General features: G+C 41.3%; 7 protein-coding genes, 1 tRNA gene and 2 rRNA genes. 8 read left to right on the plus strand and 2 right to left on the minus strand.

The window, feature by feature from the left end; translation table 11 throughout:
* Positions 1-28 precede the first annotated feature (28 nt).
* The 4 genes from F5613_RS05815 to F5613_RS05830 all read left to right on the plus strand — a co-directional run bounded on the left by F5613_RS05815 (position 29) and on the right by F5613_RS05830 (position 6008).
* A 23S ribosomal RNA gene (locus F5613_RS05815) occupies positions 29-2911 on the plus strand.
* Between the two features lie 89 nt (positions 2912-3000).
* A 5S ribosomal RNA gene (rrf, locus tag F5613_RS05820) occupies positions 3001-3111 on the plus strand.
* Between the two features lie 130 nt (positions 3112-3241).
* Positions 3242-4174 (plus strand): homoserine O-acetyltransferase MetA, encoded by a 933-nt coding sequence (gene metA / locus F5613_RS05825; RefSeq protein ID WP_179399066.1) that lies wholly within the window; start codon positions 3242-3244, stop codon positions 4172-4174.
* A 1-nt stretch (position 4175) separates the two neighbouring features.
* The gene (locus F5613_RS05830; protein WP_179399067.1) at positions 4176-6008 is read left to right on the plus strand and encodes a peptidase U32 family protein; all 1833 of its coding nucleotides are present in this window, start codon (positions 4176-4178) and stop codon (positions 6006-6008) included.
* A 21-nt stretch (positions 6009-6029) separates the two neighbouring features.
* On the opposite strand, the gene F5613_RS05835 is transcribed toward F5613_RS05830, so the two are convergent.
* Together F5613_RS05835 and F5613_RS05840 are read right to left on the minus strand one after the other, a co-directional pair.
* Positions 6030-6497 (minus strand): WbuC family cupin fold metalloprotein, encoded by a 468-nt coding sequence (locus tag F5613_RS05835; RefSeq protein WP_179399539.1) that lies wholly within the window; start codon positions 6495-6497, stop codon positions 6030-6032.
* Positions 6498-6722: 225 nt separating this feature from the next.
* Positions 6723-6795 (minus strand) — tRNA-Gly (locus tag F5613_RS05840).
* A 76-nt stretch (positions 6796-6871) separates the two neighbouring features.
* Here F5613_RS05840 and argB point away from each other — a divergent pair.
* From argB to F5613_RS05860, 4 genes are all read left to right on the plus strand, one after another.
* On the plus strand, positions 6872-7639 hold the full coding sequence (argB, locus tag F5613_RS05845) for an acetylglutamate kinase (RefSeq protein WP_179399068.1): 768 nt from the start codon (positions 6872-6874) through the stop codon (positions 7637-7639).
* A gap of 403 nt (positions 7640-8042) precedes the next feature.
* Entirely contained in the window at positions 8043-11225 is a 3183-nt protein-coding gene (locus F5613_RS05850; RefSeq protein WP_179399069.1) for a SusC/RagA family TonB-linked outer membrane protein, read from the plus strand.
* Positions 11226-11237: 12 nt separating this feature from the next.
* Complete coding sequence (locus F5613_RS05855; protein ID WP_179399070.1) at positions 11238-12812, plus strand: SusD/RagB family nutrient-binding outer membrane lipoprotein; 1575 nt, start codon at positions 11238-11240, stop codon at positions 12810-12812.
* A gap of 351 nt (positions 12813-13163) precedes the next feature.
* Complete coding sequence (locus tag F5613_RS05860; RefSeq protein ID WP_179399071.1) at positions 13164-16190, plus strand: SusC/RagA family TonB-linked outer membrane protein; 3027 nt, start codon at positions 13164-13166, stop codon at positions 16188-16190.
* Positions 16191-16202: the final 12 nt, after the last annotated feature.

The following is a 16202-nucleotide window of genomic DNA, read 5'->3' on the forward strand; positions in this document are numbered from 1 at the left end:
GCCTGAGGGCGTTATATGTGCACGGAAAGAGAAAGTAAGCAAGGGCAGACGGTGGATGCCTTGGCTCTCGGAGGCGAAGAAGGACGTGATAAGCTGCGATAAGCGCGGGGGATGTGCAAATAACAATTGATCCCGTGATTTCCGAATGGGGCAACCCGGCAGGTTGAAGGCCTGTCATTCCGTAAGGAAGGCAAACGTGGGGAACTGAAACATCTAAGTACCCATAGGAGAAGAAAACAAAAGTGATTCCCCAAGTAGTGGCGAGCGAACGGGGAACAGCCCAAACCTATGCTGTTGAGGCAGTATAGGGGTTGTAGGACTACGATGTGGCAAGAAATTAGTAAAGTGGAACGTTTTGGAAAGAACGGCTATATAGGGTGACAGCCCCGTACACGACTTACTGACGAAGCCTAGTAGTATCCTGAGTAGCGCGGGACACGAGAAATCCTGTGTGAAACTGCGGGGCCCATCCCGTAAGGCTAAATACTCCCGAGAGACCGATAGCGAACCAGTACTGTGAAGGAAAGGTGAAAAGAACCTCGAACAGAGGAGTGAAATAGACCCTGAAACCGTCTGCCTACAAGCGGTCGGAGCATCTATAGGATGTGACGGCGTGCCTTTTGCATAATGAACCTACGAGTTACTGTCATTGGCAAGGTTAAGGACTTCAGGTCCGGAGCCGAAGCGAAAGCGAGTCTTAATAGGGCGCTTAGTCAGTGGTAGTAGACGCGAAACCAAGTGATCTACCCTTGGTCAGGTTGAAGGTTAGGTAACACTAACTGGAGGACCGAATCGGTAAGCGTTGAAAAGCTTTCGAATGAACTGAGGGTAGGGGTGAAAGGCTAATCAAACTTGGAGATAGCTCGTACTCCCCGAAATGCATTTAGGTGCAGCCTTTGTTATTACTAGTATGAGGTAGAGCGACTGATTGGATGCGAGGGCTTCACCGCCTATCAAGTCCAGATAAACTCCGAATGCGTATTAGTTTAGACAAGGAGTGAGGGCATGGGTGCTAAGGTCCATGTCCGAGAGGAGAAGAATCCAGACCATCAGCTAAGGTCCCCAAATAACAGCTAAGTTGAATTAACGAAGTCAGATTGCAAAGACAGCTAGGATGTTGGCTTGGAAGCAGCCATTCATTTAAAGAGTGCGTAACAGCTCACTAGTCGAGGAATTTGGCGTGGATAATAATCGGGCATAAGCTGTTTACCGAAGCTATGGAATCATTTAATTATGATTGGTAGGGGAGCATTCTGCTCGGCTTAGAAGGTAAGGGGTAACTCTTGCTGGAGCGTGCAGAAAAGCAAATGTAGGTATAAGTAACGATAAAGGAGGTGAGAAACCTCCTCGCCGAAAGACTAAGGATTCCTGATCAACGTTAATCGGATCAGGGTAAGTCGGGACCTAAGGATAAGCCGAACGGCGATTCCGATGGAAGAATGGGTTAATATTCCCATACTACTTTATAGAGCGATGTGGAGACGGAGAAGTGACAGTCCTGCTGCCTGACGGAATAGGTAGTTGAAGGGTGTAGACGTTGATTGGGGTAGGCAAATCCGCCCTGAGAGTCGAACCTGATAGTATGCGGAGTGCTTGCACGAAGCAATATGGATGTAAACAGGCTCCCAAGAAAATCTGCTAAGCATAATTTATAGAGTACCCGTACCGTAAACGGACACACGTAGTTGGGTTGAGTATACTAAGGCGCTCGAGTGATTCACGGTTAAGGAACTAGGCAAAATAGTCCTGTAACTTCGGGAAAAAGGACGCCATCAGCAATGGTGGCCGCAGAGAATAGGCCCAGGCGACTGTTTAACAAAAACACATGGCTATGCAAAATAGAAATATGAAGTATATGGCCTGACACCTGCCCGGTGCTGGAAGGTTAAGAGGAGATGTCATCGCAAGAGAAGCATTGAATTGAAGCCCCAGTAAACGGCGGCCGTAACTATAACGGTCCTAAGGTAGCGAAATTCCTTGTCGGGTAAGTTCCGACCTGCACGAATGGTGTAACGATCTGGGCACTGTCTCAACCGTGAGCTCGGTGAAATTGTAGTATCGGTGAAGATGCCGATTACCCGCGATGGGACGAAAAGACCCCGTGAACCTTTACTATAGCTTTACATTGCATTTGGGTAATTAATGTGTAGGATAGGCCGGAGGCTACGAAGCGGGCACGCCAGTGTTTGTGGAGCCGACGTTGAAATACGGCCCTTTGATTATTTGAATTCTAACTCCCGGTATGGGAGGACACTGTATGGTGGGTAGTTTGACTGGGGTGGTCGCCTCCAAAAGTGTAACGGAGGCTTCTAAAGGTACCCTCAGGCCGATTGGTAACCGGTCGTAGAGTGTAATGGCATAAGGGTGCTTGACTGGGAGACAAACAAGTCGATCAGGTAGGAAACTAGAGCATAGTGATCCGGTGGTTCCGCATGGAAGGGCCATCGCTCAAAGGATAAAAGGTACTCCGGGGATAACAGGCTGATCGCTCCCAAGAGCTCATATCGACGGAGCGGTTTGGCACCTCGATGTCGGCTCGTCACATCCTGGGGCTGGAGAAGGTCCCAAGGGTTGGGCTGTTCGCCCATTAAAGTGGCACGCGAGCTGGGTTCAGAACGTCGTGAGACAGTTCGGTCTCTATCTATCGTGGGCGTAGGAAATTTGCGAGGCTCTGACACTAGTACGAGAGGACCGTGTTGGACTGACCACTGGTTTACCGGTTGTTCCGCCAGGAGCACTGCCGGGTAGCTAAGTCGGGATTGGATAAGTGCTGAAAGCATCTAAGTACGAAGCCAGCCTCAAGATTAGATTTCCTTATAAGGGTGGTTGTAGACTACGACCTTGATAGGCTACAGGTGTAAGGGCAGTAATGTCGAAGCCGAGTAGTACTAATAGCCCGAAACTTTCATTTCCGTGTGAGCGGGTTGATATATTGAAAGAGTAAGCTCAGAAGAGTGTTACTGAATTGCTTTGTCCAGCATGCAAACATCTTAAAGATATTAAGGTGGTTATAGCGTTGGGGTTCCACCTCTTCCCATTCCGAACAGAGAAGTTAAGCCCACCCACGCCGATGGTACTGCGTAACAGTGGGAGAGTAGGTAGCCGCCGTTTTTAGAGAAGGAGTTAGTTCAATTGAACTGACTCCTTTTTTTGTTTTATACCCTGTCGGATGGCCATTGCGTATCATATTATAATATTCAATTTTATTGTGTAACTTTGCCAGCTAAATATTGATAGAATTATGCCATTAAATTTACAGAAGAATCTGCCGGCCATTGAGTTGCTCAAGAAGGAAAATATATTTGTAATGGACTCGCTACGCGCATCCGAACAAGATATTCGCCCGCTTCGCATGGTTGTGCTTAACTTAATGCCGCTAAAAATAACGACTGAGACTGATTTTATCCGTTTACTATCCAACAGTCCGTTGCAGATAGAATTGGATTTTCTCAAAATATCGTGTCATACGCCTAAGAATACGCCAATCGAGCATATGGAAGAATTCTATAAAGATTTCGAATCAATAGCAAACGATTATTACGATGGAATGATCATTACCGGAGCCCCTGTCGAATTGATGGAGTATGAAGATGTTAATTATTGGAATGAGGTAACCCAGATTTTTAACTGGGCACATACACATGTAACATCTACACTTTATATCTGTTGGGCTGCTCAGGCAGGTTTGTATCATTTCCATGGCGTTCCCAAATACGAATTACCTGCAAAGATGTTTGGTGTATTTAAACATACACTAAACGACGCATCGAATCCAATCTTCAGAGGTTTCGACGATGAATTTTTTGTTCCGCATAGCAGACATACTGAAATCAGAAAAGAAGATATCTTGAATGTTCCGGAGCTTACGTTATTGTCGGAGAGTAGTGAGTCTGGAGTTTACATGGTTATGGCACGTGGTGGCCGCGAGTTTTTTATCACAGGACACTCTGAATATTCTCCCAACACGTTGAACGAAGAGTATCTTCGCGATGTTGCGAAAGGTATGGATATTGAAGTTCCACGTAATTATTACAGAAACGACGATCCTGCTCAAGGGCCCTTGGTACGCTGGCGTGGTCATGCCAATTTGTTATTTACAAACTGGCTCAATTATTTCGTCTATCAGGAGACACCGTACAATATAGAAGATATCAAAAATCTGGGAAATTTATAACATGCCTAAAGTCCGTTCAATTGAACTCCTGGCTCCTGCCAAAGATTTACAATGTGGTATTGAAGCCATTAATCATGGAGCCGATGCCGTATATATAGGTTCTCCAAAATTCAGTGCCCGTGCAGCAGCAGGTAATACGTTGGAAGATATCCGGACTCTATGCTCGTATGCGCATCAGTTTGGAGCCAGAATATATGTTGCTTTTAATACAATTCTGACAGATGAAGAGCTTTCTGATGCCGAAACAATTATCTGGGAACTATATCGTGCAGGTGCAGATGCCCTGATTGTTCAGGATATGGGAATACTATCGCTTAATTTACCTCCAATCCCTTTACATGCAAGTACGCAGACCGACAACCGTACGCCAGCCAAAGTGAAATTTCTGCAAGATGCAGGTTTTACACAGGTGGTACTTGCCCGTGAATTATCATTAAATGAAATACATGCCATCGCATCTGAAACAACAGTTCCCCTTGAAGTATTTGTTCATGGGGCGTTGTGTGTAAGTTACAGTGGGCAGTGTTACATCAGTTCTGCTTTAAGCGGACGTAGCGCCAACAGAGGTGAATGTGCTCAATATTGTCGGTTACCCTACACTCTGTTGGATGCCGAAGGAAACGAAATATTGAAAGATAAACACTTGTTGTCCCTGAAGGATCTGAATCAGTCGCAACATCTGGAAGCTTTGTTAGATGCAGGTGTAACCTCATTGAAAATAGAAGGACGGCTTAAAGACGTTTCCTACGTTAAAAATATTACAGCCTATTACCGTAAGAAATTAGATGCCCTGTTTGCAAAGCGTCCTGAATACAAAAGAGCATCGGCAGGTCACGAAACCTATACCTTTGAACCGATAGCCGAAAAAAGTTTCAACAGAGGTTTTACCTCCTTTTTTCTTCAGCAACGGCAAAAAGATATTACCTCATTCGATACCCCCAAGTCGGTGGGTGAAAGGGTAGGAACCGTAAAAGAGTTAAAAGGGAATTCCTTCACCATAGCCGGAACAAAACAATTATCCAATGGCGACGGACTTATATTTTTTAATTCTGAAGGCAACCTGGAAGGATTTCGTGTAAACAGGGTAGAAGAAAACCGGGTATTCCCACTAGAGATGCCTCGGATATCTCCAAAAACTATCTTATACCGTAATTACGATCATGCTTTTGAAAAGCTTCTTGAAAAGCCTTCGTCAGAAAGAAAAATAGATGTCTCGATCGAATTTTCTGATAATGCTTTTGGTTTTACATTGTCGGCTACCGACGAAACCGGTTGTCGGGCCATGGTTACTTATGCATTTGATAAGGAGCTTGCCCGTAAACCTCAGGAGGATAATATCCGCACGCAACTTCAAAAACTGGGAGGAACAATCTTCAAGGCAGCAGATATAAAGGTCAACACCACAGGTAATTGGTTTGTTCCATCTTCTATAATCGCCGAAATGCGGAGGGAAGTAATTGAAAAGCTTCTTCAGGTTCGAATCATTTCCTCTAAGCGTGAGCTTGTAAAGCATTCCAACAATCAAATAAATTTTTCGTACCCGGTCAAAGAGCTCACTTATTTGGGAAATGTGTATAACAGTAAAGCGCAGACATTCTACGAAACTCACGGAGTAGAGAGAATTGCGCCGGCATTCGAGGCGAAACCGTTGAAAGAGGTACCCTTGATGTTTACAAAGCATTGCATCCGTTACAGTATGGGGTGGTGCCCGGTACATCAAAAACAAAAGAGCCCTTGGAAAGAGCCCTTTTATTTAGTCTATAAAGATACACGTCTGAAACTGGAGTTTGATTGCAAACATTGTCAGATGCTTGTTTTTCACGATAACAAATGATAAACGGAGACTGGGATTACTTTATAAAAGTGATTCCAGTTTCTTTATATATGCATCGGCTGCATCTTTGTCTTCCGCAGCAGGACTCCAGGGAGCCAGATTGTCTGCAGATAACGGGGCGAATGGTCCTTGTTTCACCTCATAAATTACTGAACCGGATTCAAGAACCACCATTCCATGCCATACTCCTGCTTTTATCTCAGCGCCATACATACCTTCAGCAGGCGAAAGAATGATTGATTCAGTTACATTTCCAACCTCATCAAAAATAAATACCGCAGCCTTACCTCTAAGGAGAATAAATACTTCGTCTTTATCCGGATTGAGATGCCTGTGGGGGCGCAAGTAGGTACCTGGCTCCATGGCATTTAGTAACCTGTTTACGGGATCGTCCAACTCTTCGTGGAAATTATAATTCATTCGCAAGCGAGGATTCGCTTTTGCCTTAGCTGTTGTCTCATCGAGTAAATGCTCTGTAATAAGTTTCATCATCAATACGATTTATGTAATATTTTCCAGTTATACTATAGGTGAAAGAAATAAATATATCTCTTTATTTGGAAAAAAAGTAAATAAGAGATAAAATATATAAGTGTTTGAACTTTTTTAATACGATACTGTTTTAAGGATATAGTGTTTTTTCATGGTATTAGAATTAAGTTAGATTAGGTTATCCGTCTTGTTCGTGAGAATAGGACGGTTTTTTTATGTTTGAGCGGTAGGCGGGGGTCGAACCCGTGACCTTCGGCTTGGGAAGCCGACGCTCTGCCAACTGAGCTACTACCGCATTCATGGCTGCAAATGTATGTAAATCTTTCGAAATATCTTAACTTTGCATCAAAATTATATTAATTCACACATTAATGGACAAGCTTACAATTATAAAGGTAGGTGGGAAAATCGTCGAAGAAGAAGCTACACTGCGTAAGCTTTTACAAGATTTCTCCGCTTTGGAGGGTTACAAGATATTAGTACACGGAGGTGGCCGATCGGCAACTAAAATTGCTTCGCAGTTGGGTATTGAAAGCCAAATGGTAGAAGGCAGGCGAATTACCGATGCAGAAACACTTAAAGTGGTTACCATGGTTTATGGCGGACTTGTAAATAAAAATATTGTTGCCGGCTTACAATCATTAAACGTAAACGCATTAGGTTTGACCGGTGCAGATATGAATCTGATTCGTTCGGAGAAGCGCCCTGTAACAACGGTCGATTATGGATATGTGGGCGATGTGAAAGAGGTTAATTCAACTTTGCTCGTATCGTTGATTAAACAGGGTATTGTTCCTGTATTGGCTCCTTTAACACACGATAAAGAGGGAAATATGCTCAATACAAATGCAGATACCATTGCTGGAGAGACTGCCAAAGCTCTTGCTACTTCATTCGATGTTACCTTAGTTTATTGTTTTGAGAAGAAAGGGGTCTTGAGGGATGAAAACGATGACAATACGCTGATCCCTCTTATAAATCGAAACACCTTCGCACAATTGGTGACCGAAGGTGTTATTCAGGGAGGAATGATTCCGAAACTTGAAAACTCTTTTCAGGCAATTGAAGCTGGTGTAAAAGAGGTTATAATAACTAAAGCAGACGCAATTGCGCCGGGACAAGGGACCTGTGTGAAGTAAAAAGAATATAAATCGTATTAATTCGTATAGGGGGTGTTACAAATTATTTTGTAACACCCCTGTCTTTTTGCAATCCGTTTATGCCTTCTTCGTGTTGTTAACAATTGTTGAATACTGTTTACTAAATGAAATGTACAGGGAATGTGTTATTATGTCAAAAAGATAGATAAGTGTTAAAATAAAAAGTAGAATGTTACTTACAAATCGAAACCTATCAATAATCATAATATTAGCGGTAAGCTTGATGTATAATCAAAAAGATTGCCTAAATGGAAAAATAATAACACAAAACCATAAAAAACGCTTTAAAACGTTGTTTTGTGTTTTTTTATATTACTTTTGCATTTTAATAAAATTAAGCTAAAGTGTGTGTATTTATAAGTTAAATGTTAAAAGTATGTCTATGAAAAAGTTGACTTTTCTATTTTTATGCCTTGTACTAGGCATTGGATTGGCAACCGCTCAGACGCGGGAGATAACAGGTTCTGTTGTTTCAGCCGAAGACGATCAGCCAGTCATTGGAGCGTCGGTAATTGTTAAAGGAACAACTACAGGAACTGTAACGGACTATGACGGTAAATTTAGTTTAAGCGTTCCTTCAGCAGCAAAAACGCTGGTGATTTCTTACATTGGTATGGCAGCACAAGAAGTTGCTATTGCTCCCAATGTACGTGTTCTATTGAAAGCAGATACTCAAAATCTGGATGAAGTTGTTGTAACCGCTTTGGGTATCTCTCGTGAGAAAAAAGCCCTTGGTTATGCAGTATCAGAAGTAAAAGGAGACGAAATGCTTAAAGCCCGCGGTGGTGTAAGTAACCCTATCAACGCCTTGCAAGGGAAAGTGGCCGGTCTTCAGATCCAGGGAGGTGCAGGTTCTATGGGTGGATCTTCAAAAGTAATTATTCGCGGTGTAAAATCAATATCCGGAAACAACCAGCCCTTGTTTGTTATCGATGGAGTACCTATTGAAGGAACCGATTTCAACTCTACCGATGCAGCCAGAGGTGCTGGCGGTTACGACTATGGTAACCTTATTCAAGACTTAAACCCGGATGATATTGAAAATATTTCTGTATTGAAAGGTCCGAATGCTTCTGCACTTTACGGTTCACGTGCAACCAACGGGGTGGTAATGATTACAACTAAAAAAGGGAAAAAAGGAGAAGGTTACGGTGTAACATTCAATAGCTCTTTAGGTTTTGAAGTGGTTACCAAAATGCCACAGATGCAGAAACTATATGGTGGTGGTTATGGTTTTGAAACAATCACGATCAATGGCAACGAGTATTTATATCCAGATATGGCTACAGACGAGACCTGGGGCGATAAGTATGAAGGTCAAGAAATTGTATCATGGTACGACTTAGCCAAATGGGAAGCCGGAGGTAAAGTTGGGAACCCAACTACATCTAAATGGCAGACTCCTGCAAACGATATTGATTCTTTTTTTGAAACCGGAGTTGTTTTTACAAACAATGTATCGGTGGCTCAGGCAACCGACAGAGCTTCTGCACGTATCTCATATACCAACTCAGATTTGAAGGGATTTATGCCAAACAGCTCATTGAAGAAAAATATTTTCAATGTTTCGGCTTCAACTACCAGCGCCGACAAGCGTTTGGAGTTATTCACAAATGTAACCTATTTCAACTCGGCAGCAAAAGGTCGTTCGGAAACTGGTTATGGCGATAACAACGTAATGCAAAAATTCGTTCAGTGGGGACACCGCGAATTGGATATGAAGGAATTGAAATCTTTATATCAAATGCCGGATGGAACGCAGGCAACATGGAACCGTGTAGCTTGGGATGATGCTACACCCAATTACAGTAACAACCCATATTGGAGTCGTTATATGAATTATCAGAATGACTCACGTAACCGTGTCTATGGTAATGTTGGTATAAGTTATAAAATTGCTGAATCCCTGAAATTTCAATACAAAGCTAACTTGGACTTCTTCGTAGACAAGCAATTTGAACGTAATGCTGTTTACTCGCAGGAACAATCCAGATACAAAGAAATGTCTCGTCAGCAGGCGGAAATGAACCATGAATTCTTGTTGTCATTCAATAAAAATATAACAGATTATTCATTCAGTGCAAATCTAGGATCCAACTTGATGAGTCGTAGATATGAATATGTTTATGGTGAGACCGATGGCGGACTAGCAATTCCTGAATTCTATAACCTGAAAAACTCTGTGAACCCTGCAACAGGAACAAATTATTTGAGAAAGAAATCTATCAACTCAATCTTTGCAAGTGGAACAGTGGGTTATAAGAGTATGTTATATCTGGACTTGTCATTACGTAACGACTGGTCTTCTACATTGCCTAATGGTAACAACTCCTATTTGTATCCATCTGTAACAGGAAGTTTCATCTTCTCTGAACTAGTAAAAGAAGATTTACCATGGTTAAACTTCGGTAAAGTTCGTTTAGGCTTTGCTCAGGTAGGTAACGATACAGATCCCTATCAAATTGTAGACACATATACTCAGTATACCAATATTACTTCAACACCAGGTTATGTTTTGGCCAATACATTAAAGAATAGTGGATTAAAGCCTGAAACTACCAATTCTTATGAAGCAGGACTTGAACTTTCATTGTTTAACAACCGTTTCGGTATTGAAGCGACTTATTATTCAAGTGAAACGAAGAATCAGATTATTCCTCTTTCAATTACAGGAACATCCGGATATCTTTACAAAGTTGTTAATACTGGTTTGATGACCAACCAGGGTATTGAGTTAAGCATTCATGGAACTCCGGTTCAGACAGCTGATTTCACTTGGGAATCATCATTGGTTCTAGCTTCAAATAAAAATAAAGTTAAGAAGTTGCTTGAAGATGTAAGCTATTACAGACTCACAACAGCTCCTTTCAAAGTTGAAGTCGGAGCAATGGAAGGCCAGGAGTATGGTGTGATTATGGGAACTGATTTTGTTTATGATGCAAAAGGCAACAGAGTAATTAACGAAGATGGTTCATATGCCGCAACAGATGGTAACGTAAACATCGGTAGTATTTATCCTGACTTTACAGGAGGATGGACTAATACATTCCGCTTCAAGAATTTTGATTTGAGTGTGTTGCTTGATTTCTCAAAAGGTGGCAACTATTTCTCTACTTCTTATATGTGGGGTATGTATTCTGGTATGCTTGAAGAAAGTGCTGCTATAAATGAAAATGGAGTAAATATACGTGAATCTATCGCAAATGGTGGAGGTGTATTGTTACAAGGTGTACAAGCTGACGGAACTCCTAATACGGTTCGTATGGGAGCAGAAGATTTTGGTGCACAACATTACTCAGGTCCGGCTGCTCAGAATGTTTTCAAGTCGGATTATGTTAAACTTCGCGAAATCAATTTAGGTTATACTATTCCTATGAAGAGCAATTATTTTGTAAAATCTCTTCGTGTATCTGCGTACGGACGTAACCTGGCAGTTTGGGGCCCGGATGTAAAGCATTTCGATCCAGAAATGGCTATTACAAACTCAGGTAATATTCAAGGTATCGAAGGTGGAGCACTTCCATCGGTCGCAAACTTTGGTATGAACGTTAGTGTTAAATTTTAATCAATTCGAAATATGAAAAGTTTATTATATAAATTTCTTTTCGTTACAGCATTGTTTACTGCTGTATCGTGTGAGGATTTTGAGACTGTAAATTCAGATCCCAACAATCCCAAAGAAGTGCCTACCAATATGATTATGGCGGGTGTACAAAAACAAATCATGGACAATGTATATGATAACTGGTTTAGCGGTCGCCAGAGCTTGGTGTATAGCCAATATTGGGCACAACGTAACTATACGGAAGAAGACCGTTACCAGATTCGTGAAAGTGTAAACAACAACTATTTTAATTATCTGTACCAAAGTGCAGCCAATCTGGAGGAAATTATTAAACTAAATACTGACGAAGCAACAGCGGTTAAAATGTCAGCTTATGGTGCTAATGCCAATCAGATTGCTGCTTCTAAGATTCTAAAAGTTTGGTTGTTTCAGGTGATGACAGACACATGGGGTTCCATCCCTTATACAGAAGCATCTAAGCTGAAAGAAGGATTGTATTATCCAAAGTATGATGATCAGAAGGAAATATATACTTCACTGATTAAAGAACTTACTGATGCAGCAAACATGATTGACGAGAGTGAGCCCGCTTTTGTAAGTGGAGATCGTATCTATGGTGGTGATGCTACAAAATGGAAACGTTTTGCCAATTCATTGAAATGTCGTTTGGCAATCCACGTGTCTAAAGTTGATTCTAACTGGAAAACGTACATTGCAGAAGCGCTTGCAAGTGGAGTATTCCAAGGTAATGCTGATAATGCTGCTTATCAATATTCATCTACAGCTCCTGAACAATGTGGCTTTTATATCGGATACTTCGAAGATAAACGTAACGACTTCACAATTACCCGTCCATTTGTTGATATATTGAAAGGTCAGAGAGATACATTAAATGCAAAATCTCACCCATGGGAAGGTGTTATTGATCCACGTTTGCCAATCTACACTACATCAAGAAACGGTGCTTATGTAGGTATGCCTTATGGTATTCCAAGCAACACGGTTACTTCAGCTATGAGAAATGCAGCTCCGTCGTGGTATAGTACAACCAATCATCCGTTATGTTTAAATGCTGATTTTACTGTGCCATTGATGACTTATGCCGAGTTGCAATTTATTCTGTGTGAATATAAAGGTTATACAGCTGAAGAGTATAAGAAAGGAATTCAGGCATCAATCGACTATTGGGGTACTTTGTTTGGATCTGTTCCAGATGCATCGGGATATATTGATGCAGTAAGTACAACGGTGAATGCTGAAACTTTAGCATTGCAGAAGTATATTGATCTTTACATGAACGGAACAGAAGCTTGGGTTGAGTACCGTCGTACGGGATACCCGACTCAGATTCTAAAACCTGGAGAGATTTCTGTAATTTCAGGAGGAGAAGAAATACCATTCTCTACTTTGTCAGATACCAAGGGTGATATTATCTCTCGTGTAAAATATCCTACTAACGAAAGTACATTGAATGCACAGAGTTTTACTGATGCTGTAGCCAAACTTCAGGATGGTAGCAACAACTATTATTCAAAGATGTTCTGGGATGTACGAACTACATCAAATCCTCATCCGGCTAACAAATAATAGCCAATCATAATCAATATAAAGGGACTTTCCGTAAGGAGGTCCCTTTTTTTTGCCCGTAAGTTGCTGTTAATAATTGATTTGAATGACTTATATAATGCTAACAATTTTCTTATTTTATACTTACAGTTTATAACATTCCAAAACATTCATAATGCATAAATATGCAAAAACGGAACATATAGATAGGTTTTATGCAGTCATAATTCAAATTTATTCATAAAAATGCATGTAGGTATGCTATAAAACATAAAATATTGTTACTTTTGTCACTTCTAAATTTTTGCACATTAATTAGCTAATGCTAAAATGAACGTGTGGTTTATATATTTAAATTCTTAAAGATTGTCTATGAAGAAGTTGACTTTTCTATTTTTATGCCTTGTGCTAGGCATCGGATTGGCAACCGCCCAGACGAAAGAGGTATCAGGTACCGTTATTTCGGCTGAAGACGCAATGCCGGTAATCGGGGCTTCTGTTGTTGTAAAAGGAACAACTACAGGAACCGTATCCGATTATGATGGAAAATTTAGTCTGAATGTTCCAACATCAGCTAAAACGTTGGTAATTTCTTATATCGGAATGGAAAGCCAGGAAGTGGCTATTGTTCCGAATATGAAAGTTACATTAAAATCAGATACTCAGAATCTGGAAGAAGTAGTGGTAACCGGTTATGGCGTTATGAAGAAAGCAGCTTTCACCGGAGCAGCTCAGGTTGTAGGGGGTGATAACCTTACAAAGAGAACCGATGCTAACTTCATGAAATCGCTGGAAGGAAGCGTAGCTGGTCTTCAGATAAGCAGCTTTACCGGTCAGCCGGGTGCATTCGCGGCAACAACCATTCGAGGAAAAGGATCTGTAAACTCAGGCACAGAACCTTTATATGTTATCGATGGAATTGCTATCTATTCAGACAAAATGGGGGTAAACAGTGCATCTGGAAGCGGTGATATGGCTGCAAGTCCGATGGCTAATATCAATCCTAATGATATCGAAAGTATTACCGTACTGAAAGATGCTACAGCAACAGCTATCTACGGAGCCAGAGCAGCTAATGGTGTAATTGTTGTTACAACAAAGAAGGGTGCTCAGGGAAAAGCCCGTTTTAATTTCAGTGCCAAGGCAGGAACAAGCTTTGTAAACGCACTAGATCATAACTATAAAACCGTTAATCTGGATCGTTATAAGGAAATCTGGAAGGAAGGTCTTATGAACTCCGGTGACGCTGAAAATATGGATGAAGCAGAGAGTGTACTAAATTACTATGTTGACGGCTATTACGGTGTAAATCTGGCAGAAAATATTCAAAGTGTGGATTGGCTGGATGCTGTTTTGCAAAACGGAACAACGCAAGATTACAACCTTAGTGTTCAGGGTGGTAACGAATCTATGCGTTATTACATCAGTGGAGGCTACTTTGAAAACACAGGTGTACTGATTGGTACAGGGATGAAGCGTTATTCCGGACGTGTAAGTCTGGATGGCAACCAGGGCCGTTTAGGCTATGGCCTTTCTGTGAGCGGAGCATTGTCGGATATCGACAACAGTATGACCGAAAGTCAGTATATCAATCCGATCGTTGCAGTATACGACCTTCGCCCTTTCCAGCAAATTAGAAATGCCGACGGATCGTATAATTTGGATGCTTACTATAACCCAGTAGCAATTAATGATAAGGAAAATGGCGACAAGCGTAATCAGAAGCAAACAACTTTGGTTGTTAATCCGTATGTAACCTATAAGCTTACGGATAACCTGACTTGGAAAACCAATGCAGGTTTAAGCCTTATCGACCTGAATGAGTTTTTCTACAGTTCAAAATACAACCCCCAATACTCAGACAGTGGTCTAATGGGAGAGAAAAATCTGGAACGTGCAACTACCTATTCTATTACTAATACATTGAACTTTGTAAATACATTTAATGAAGTACACAATATAAATGTATTACTAGGACAGGAAGCTCAGAAGGTAGCTTTCAATCAGGTTTATGCTGCAGCAAGCGGATATCCCAGCGATGCAGTATTCGAGTTGGACAATGCTTCTACGCCTGTTAGTGCCGGATCTATGAAAAAGGCAAGTACACTTTCCTCTTTCTTTATGAATGCAGAATACAACTATAATAATAAGTATTATGGATCTGCTTCTTTAAGATATGATGGTTCATCTCGTTTCGGTGCCAATAACCAATGGGCTCCCTTCTGGTCGCTCGGTGCTAAATACCGTATTTCAGAAGAAGACTTTATGGAGAACACCAAAGAATGGTTATCTGATCTTACCATTCGTGGTAGTTACGGTACCGTAGGTAACCAGGATATTGGTTATTATGCAGCTATGGGTCTTTATAGCTATGGATATTCGTACAATTCAAAACCCGGAGCTGTTCCTACGCAGATTTCAAATCCGGATTTGAAATGGGAGACTGTAGCAAAAGCAGATATCGGTTTGAATGCTGTATTGTTCAACCGTTTCACAGTAGAGCTAGACTACTACAATCAACGTACCAAGGACATGATTTTTGATGTGCCTTTGTCATTTACTACAGGATTCTCTTCTGTAATGAAGAATGTTGGCGAAATGGAGAATCAGGGATTTGAATTCCTTGTAAATACAAATGTAATGAAGACCGACGAATTCAGATGGGATGTAAATCTAACCGGGACCCTAAATCGTAATAAGATTGTCAAACTGGCAACAGACAAACCTATCGAAAATACAACGACTATCCGTAAAGTTGGCGAAGCATACAACACTTTCTATATGGCAGAATATGCAGGAGTTGATCCCGAAACAGGTTCTCCCCTTTGGTATAAAGGTAAAGAAGGTAAAGAAACTACTTCCAATATTAACGAAGCCGGTCAGCGTATCGTTGGTTCTGCCGATCCAAAGTTTTATGGTGGTGTTGGCATGAACTTCAAATACAAGAATTTTGATTTATCGCTCGATGCAAGCTATACCTTGGGTAATAAAGTATATAACTCCGGTTTTGCATACGATATGCAGGTGGGACATTACTTCCTGGGCCCGGTTTCCAACTATGTTTACGAAAACCGCTGGCAGAAACCAGGCGACATAACCAATGTTCCTAAATTTGAAGCAGGTAGCAGCTCAAACGCTGAGGCTCACTCTACCCGATTCCTGATGAGCGGTTCTTACCTGCGCATGAAGTCAATCGTATTTGGTTATACATTGCCAACCAAGCTTCTTGCACAAGCCGGAATCTCCAACTTAAGAGTATATGCTTCGGCTGACAACCTGTTTACTATCACTTCAAGTGATTACATCGGGTTTGATCCTCAAACAAGACCAACCGGATTCCAATCATGGTCTTATCCTGTACCAACCAATATCATGTTTGGTATTAATTTAGGTTTTTAATTTATAAAGAAA

Origin of the sequence: Macellibacteroides fermentans (genome assembly GCF_013409575.1) — a bacterium.
Lineage (GTDB): Bacteria > Bacteroidota > Bacteroidia > Bacteroidales > Tannerellaceae > Macellibacteroides > Macellibacteroides fermentans.

Bases quoted from the DNA above. Each gene is read 5' to 3' on its own strand.
- metA (WP_179399066.1), top strand. From the start codon at position 3,242: ATGCCATTAAATTTACAGAAGAATCTGCCGGCCATTGAGTTGCTCAAG.
- F5613_RS05830 (WP_179399067.1), top strand. From the start codon at position 4,176: ATGCCTAAAGTCCGTTCAATTGAACTCCTGGCTCCTGCCAAAGATTTA.
- F5613_RS05835 (WP_179399539.1), bottom strand. From the start codon at position 6,497: ATGAAACTTATTACAGAGCATTTACTCGATGAGACAACAGCTAAGGCA.
- argB (WP_179399068.1), top strand. From the start codon at position 6,872: ATGGACAAGCTTACAATTATAAAGGTAGGTGGGAAAATCGTCGAAGAA.
- F5613_RS05850 (WP_179399069.1), top strand. From the start codon at position 8,043: ATGAAAAAGTTGACTTTTCTATTTTTATGCCTTGTACTAGGCATTGGA.
- F5613_RS05855 (WP_179399070.1), top strand. From the start codon at position 11,238: ATGAAAAGTTTATTATATAAATTTCTTTTCGTTACAGCATTGTTTACT.
- F5613_RS05860 (WP_179399071.1), top strand. From the start codon at position 13,164: ATGAAGAAGTTGACTTTTCTATTTTTATGCCTTGTGCTAGGCATCGGA.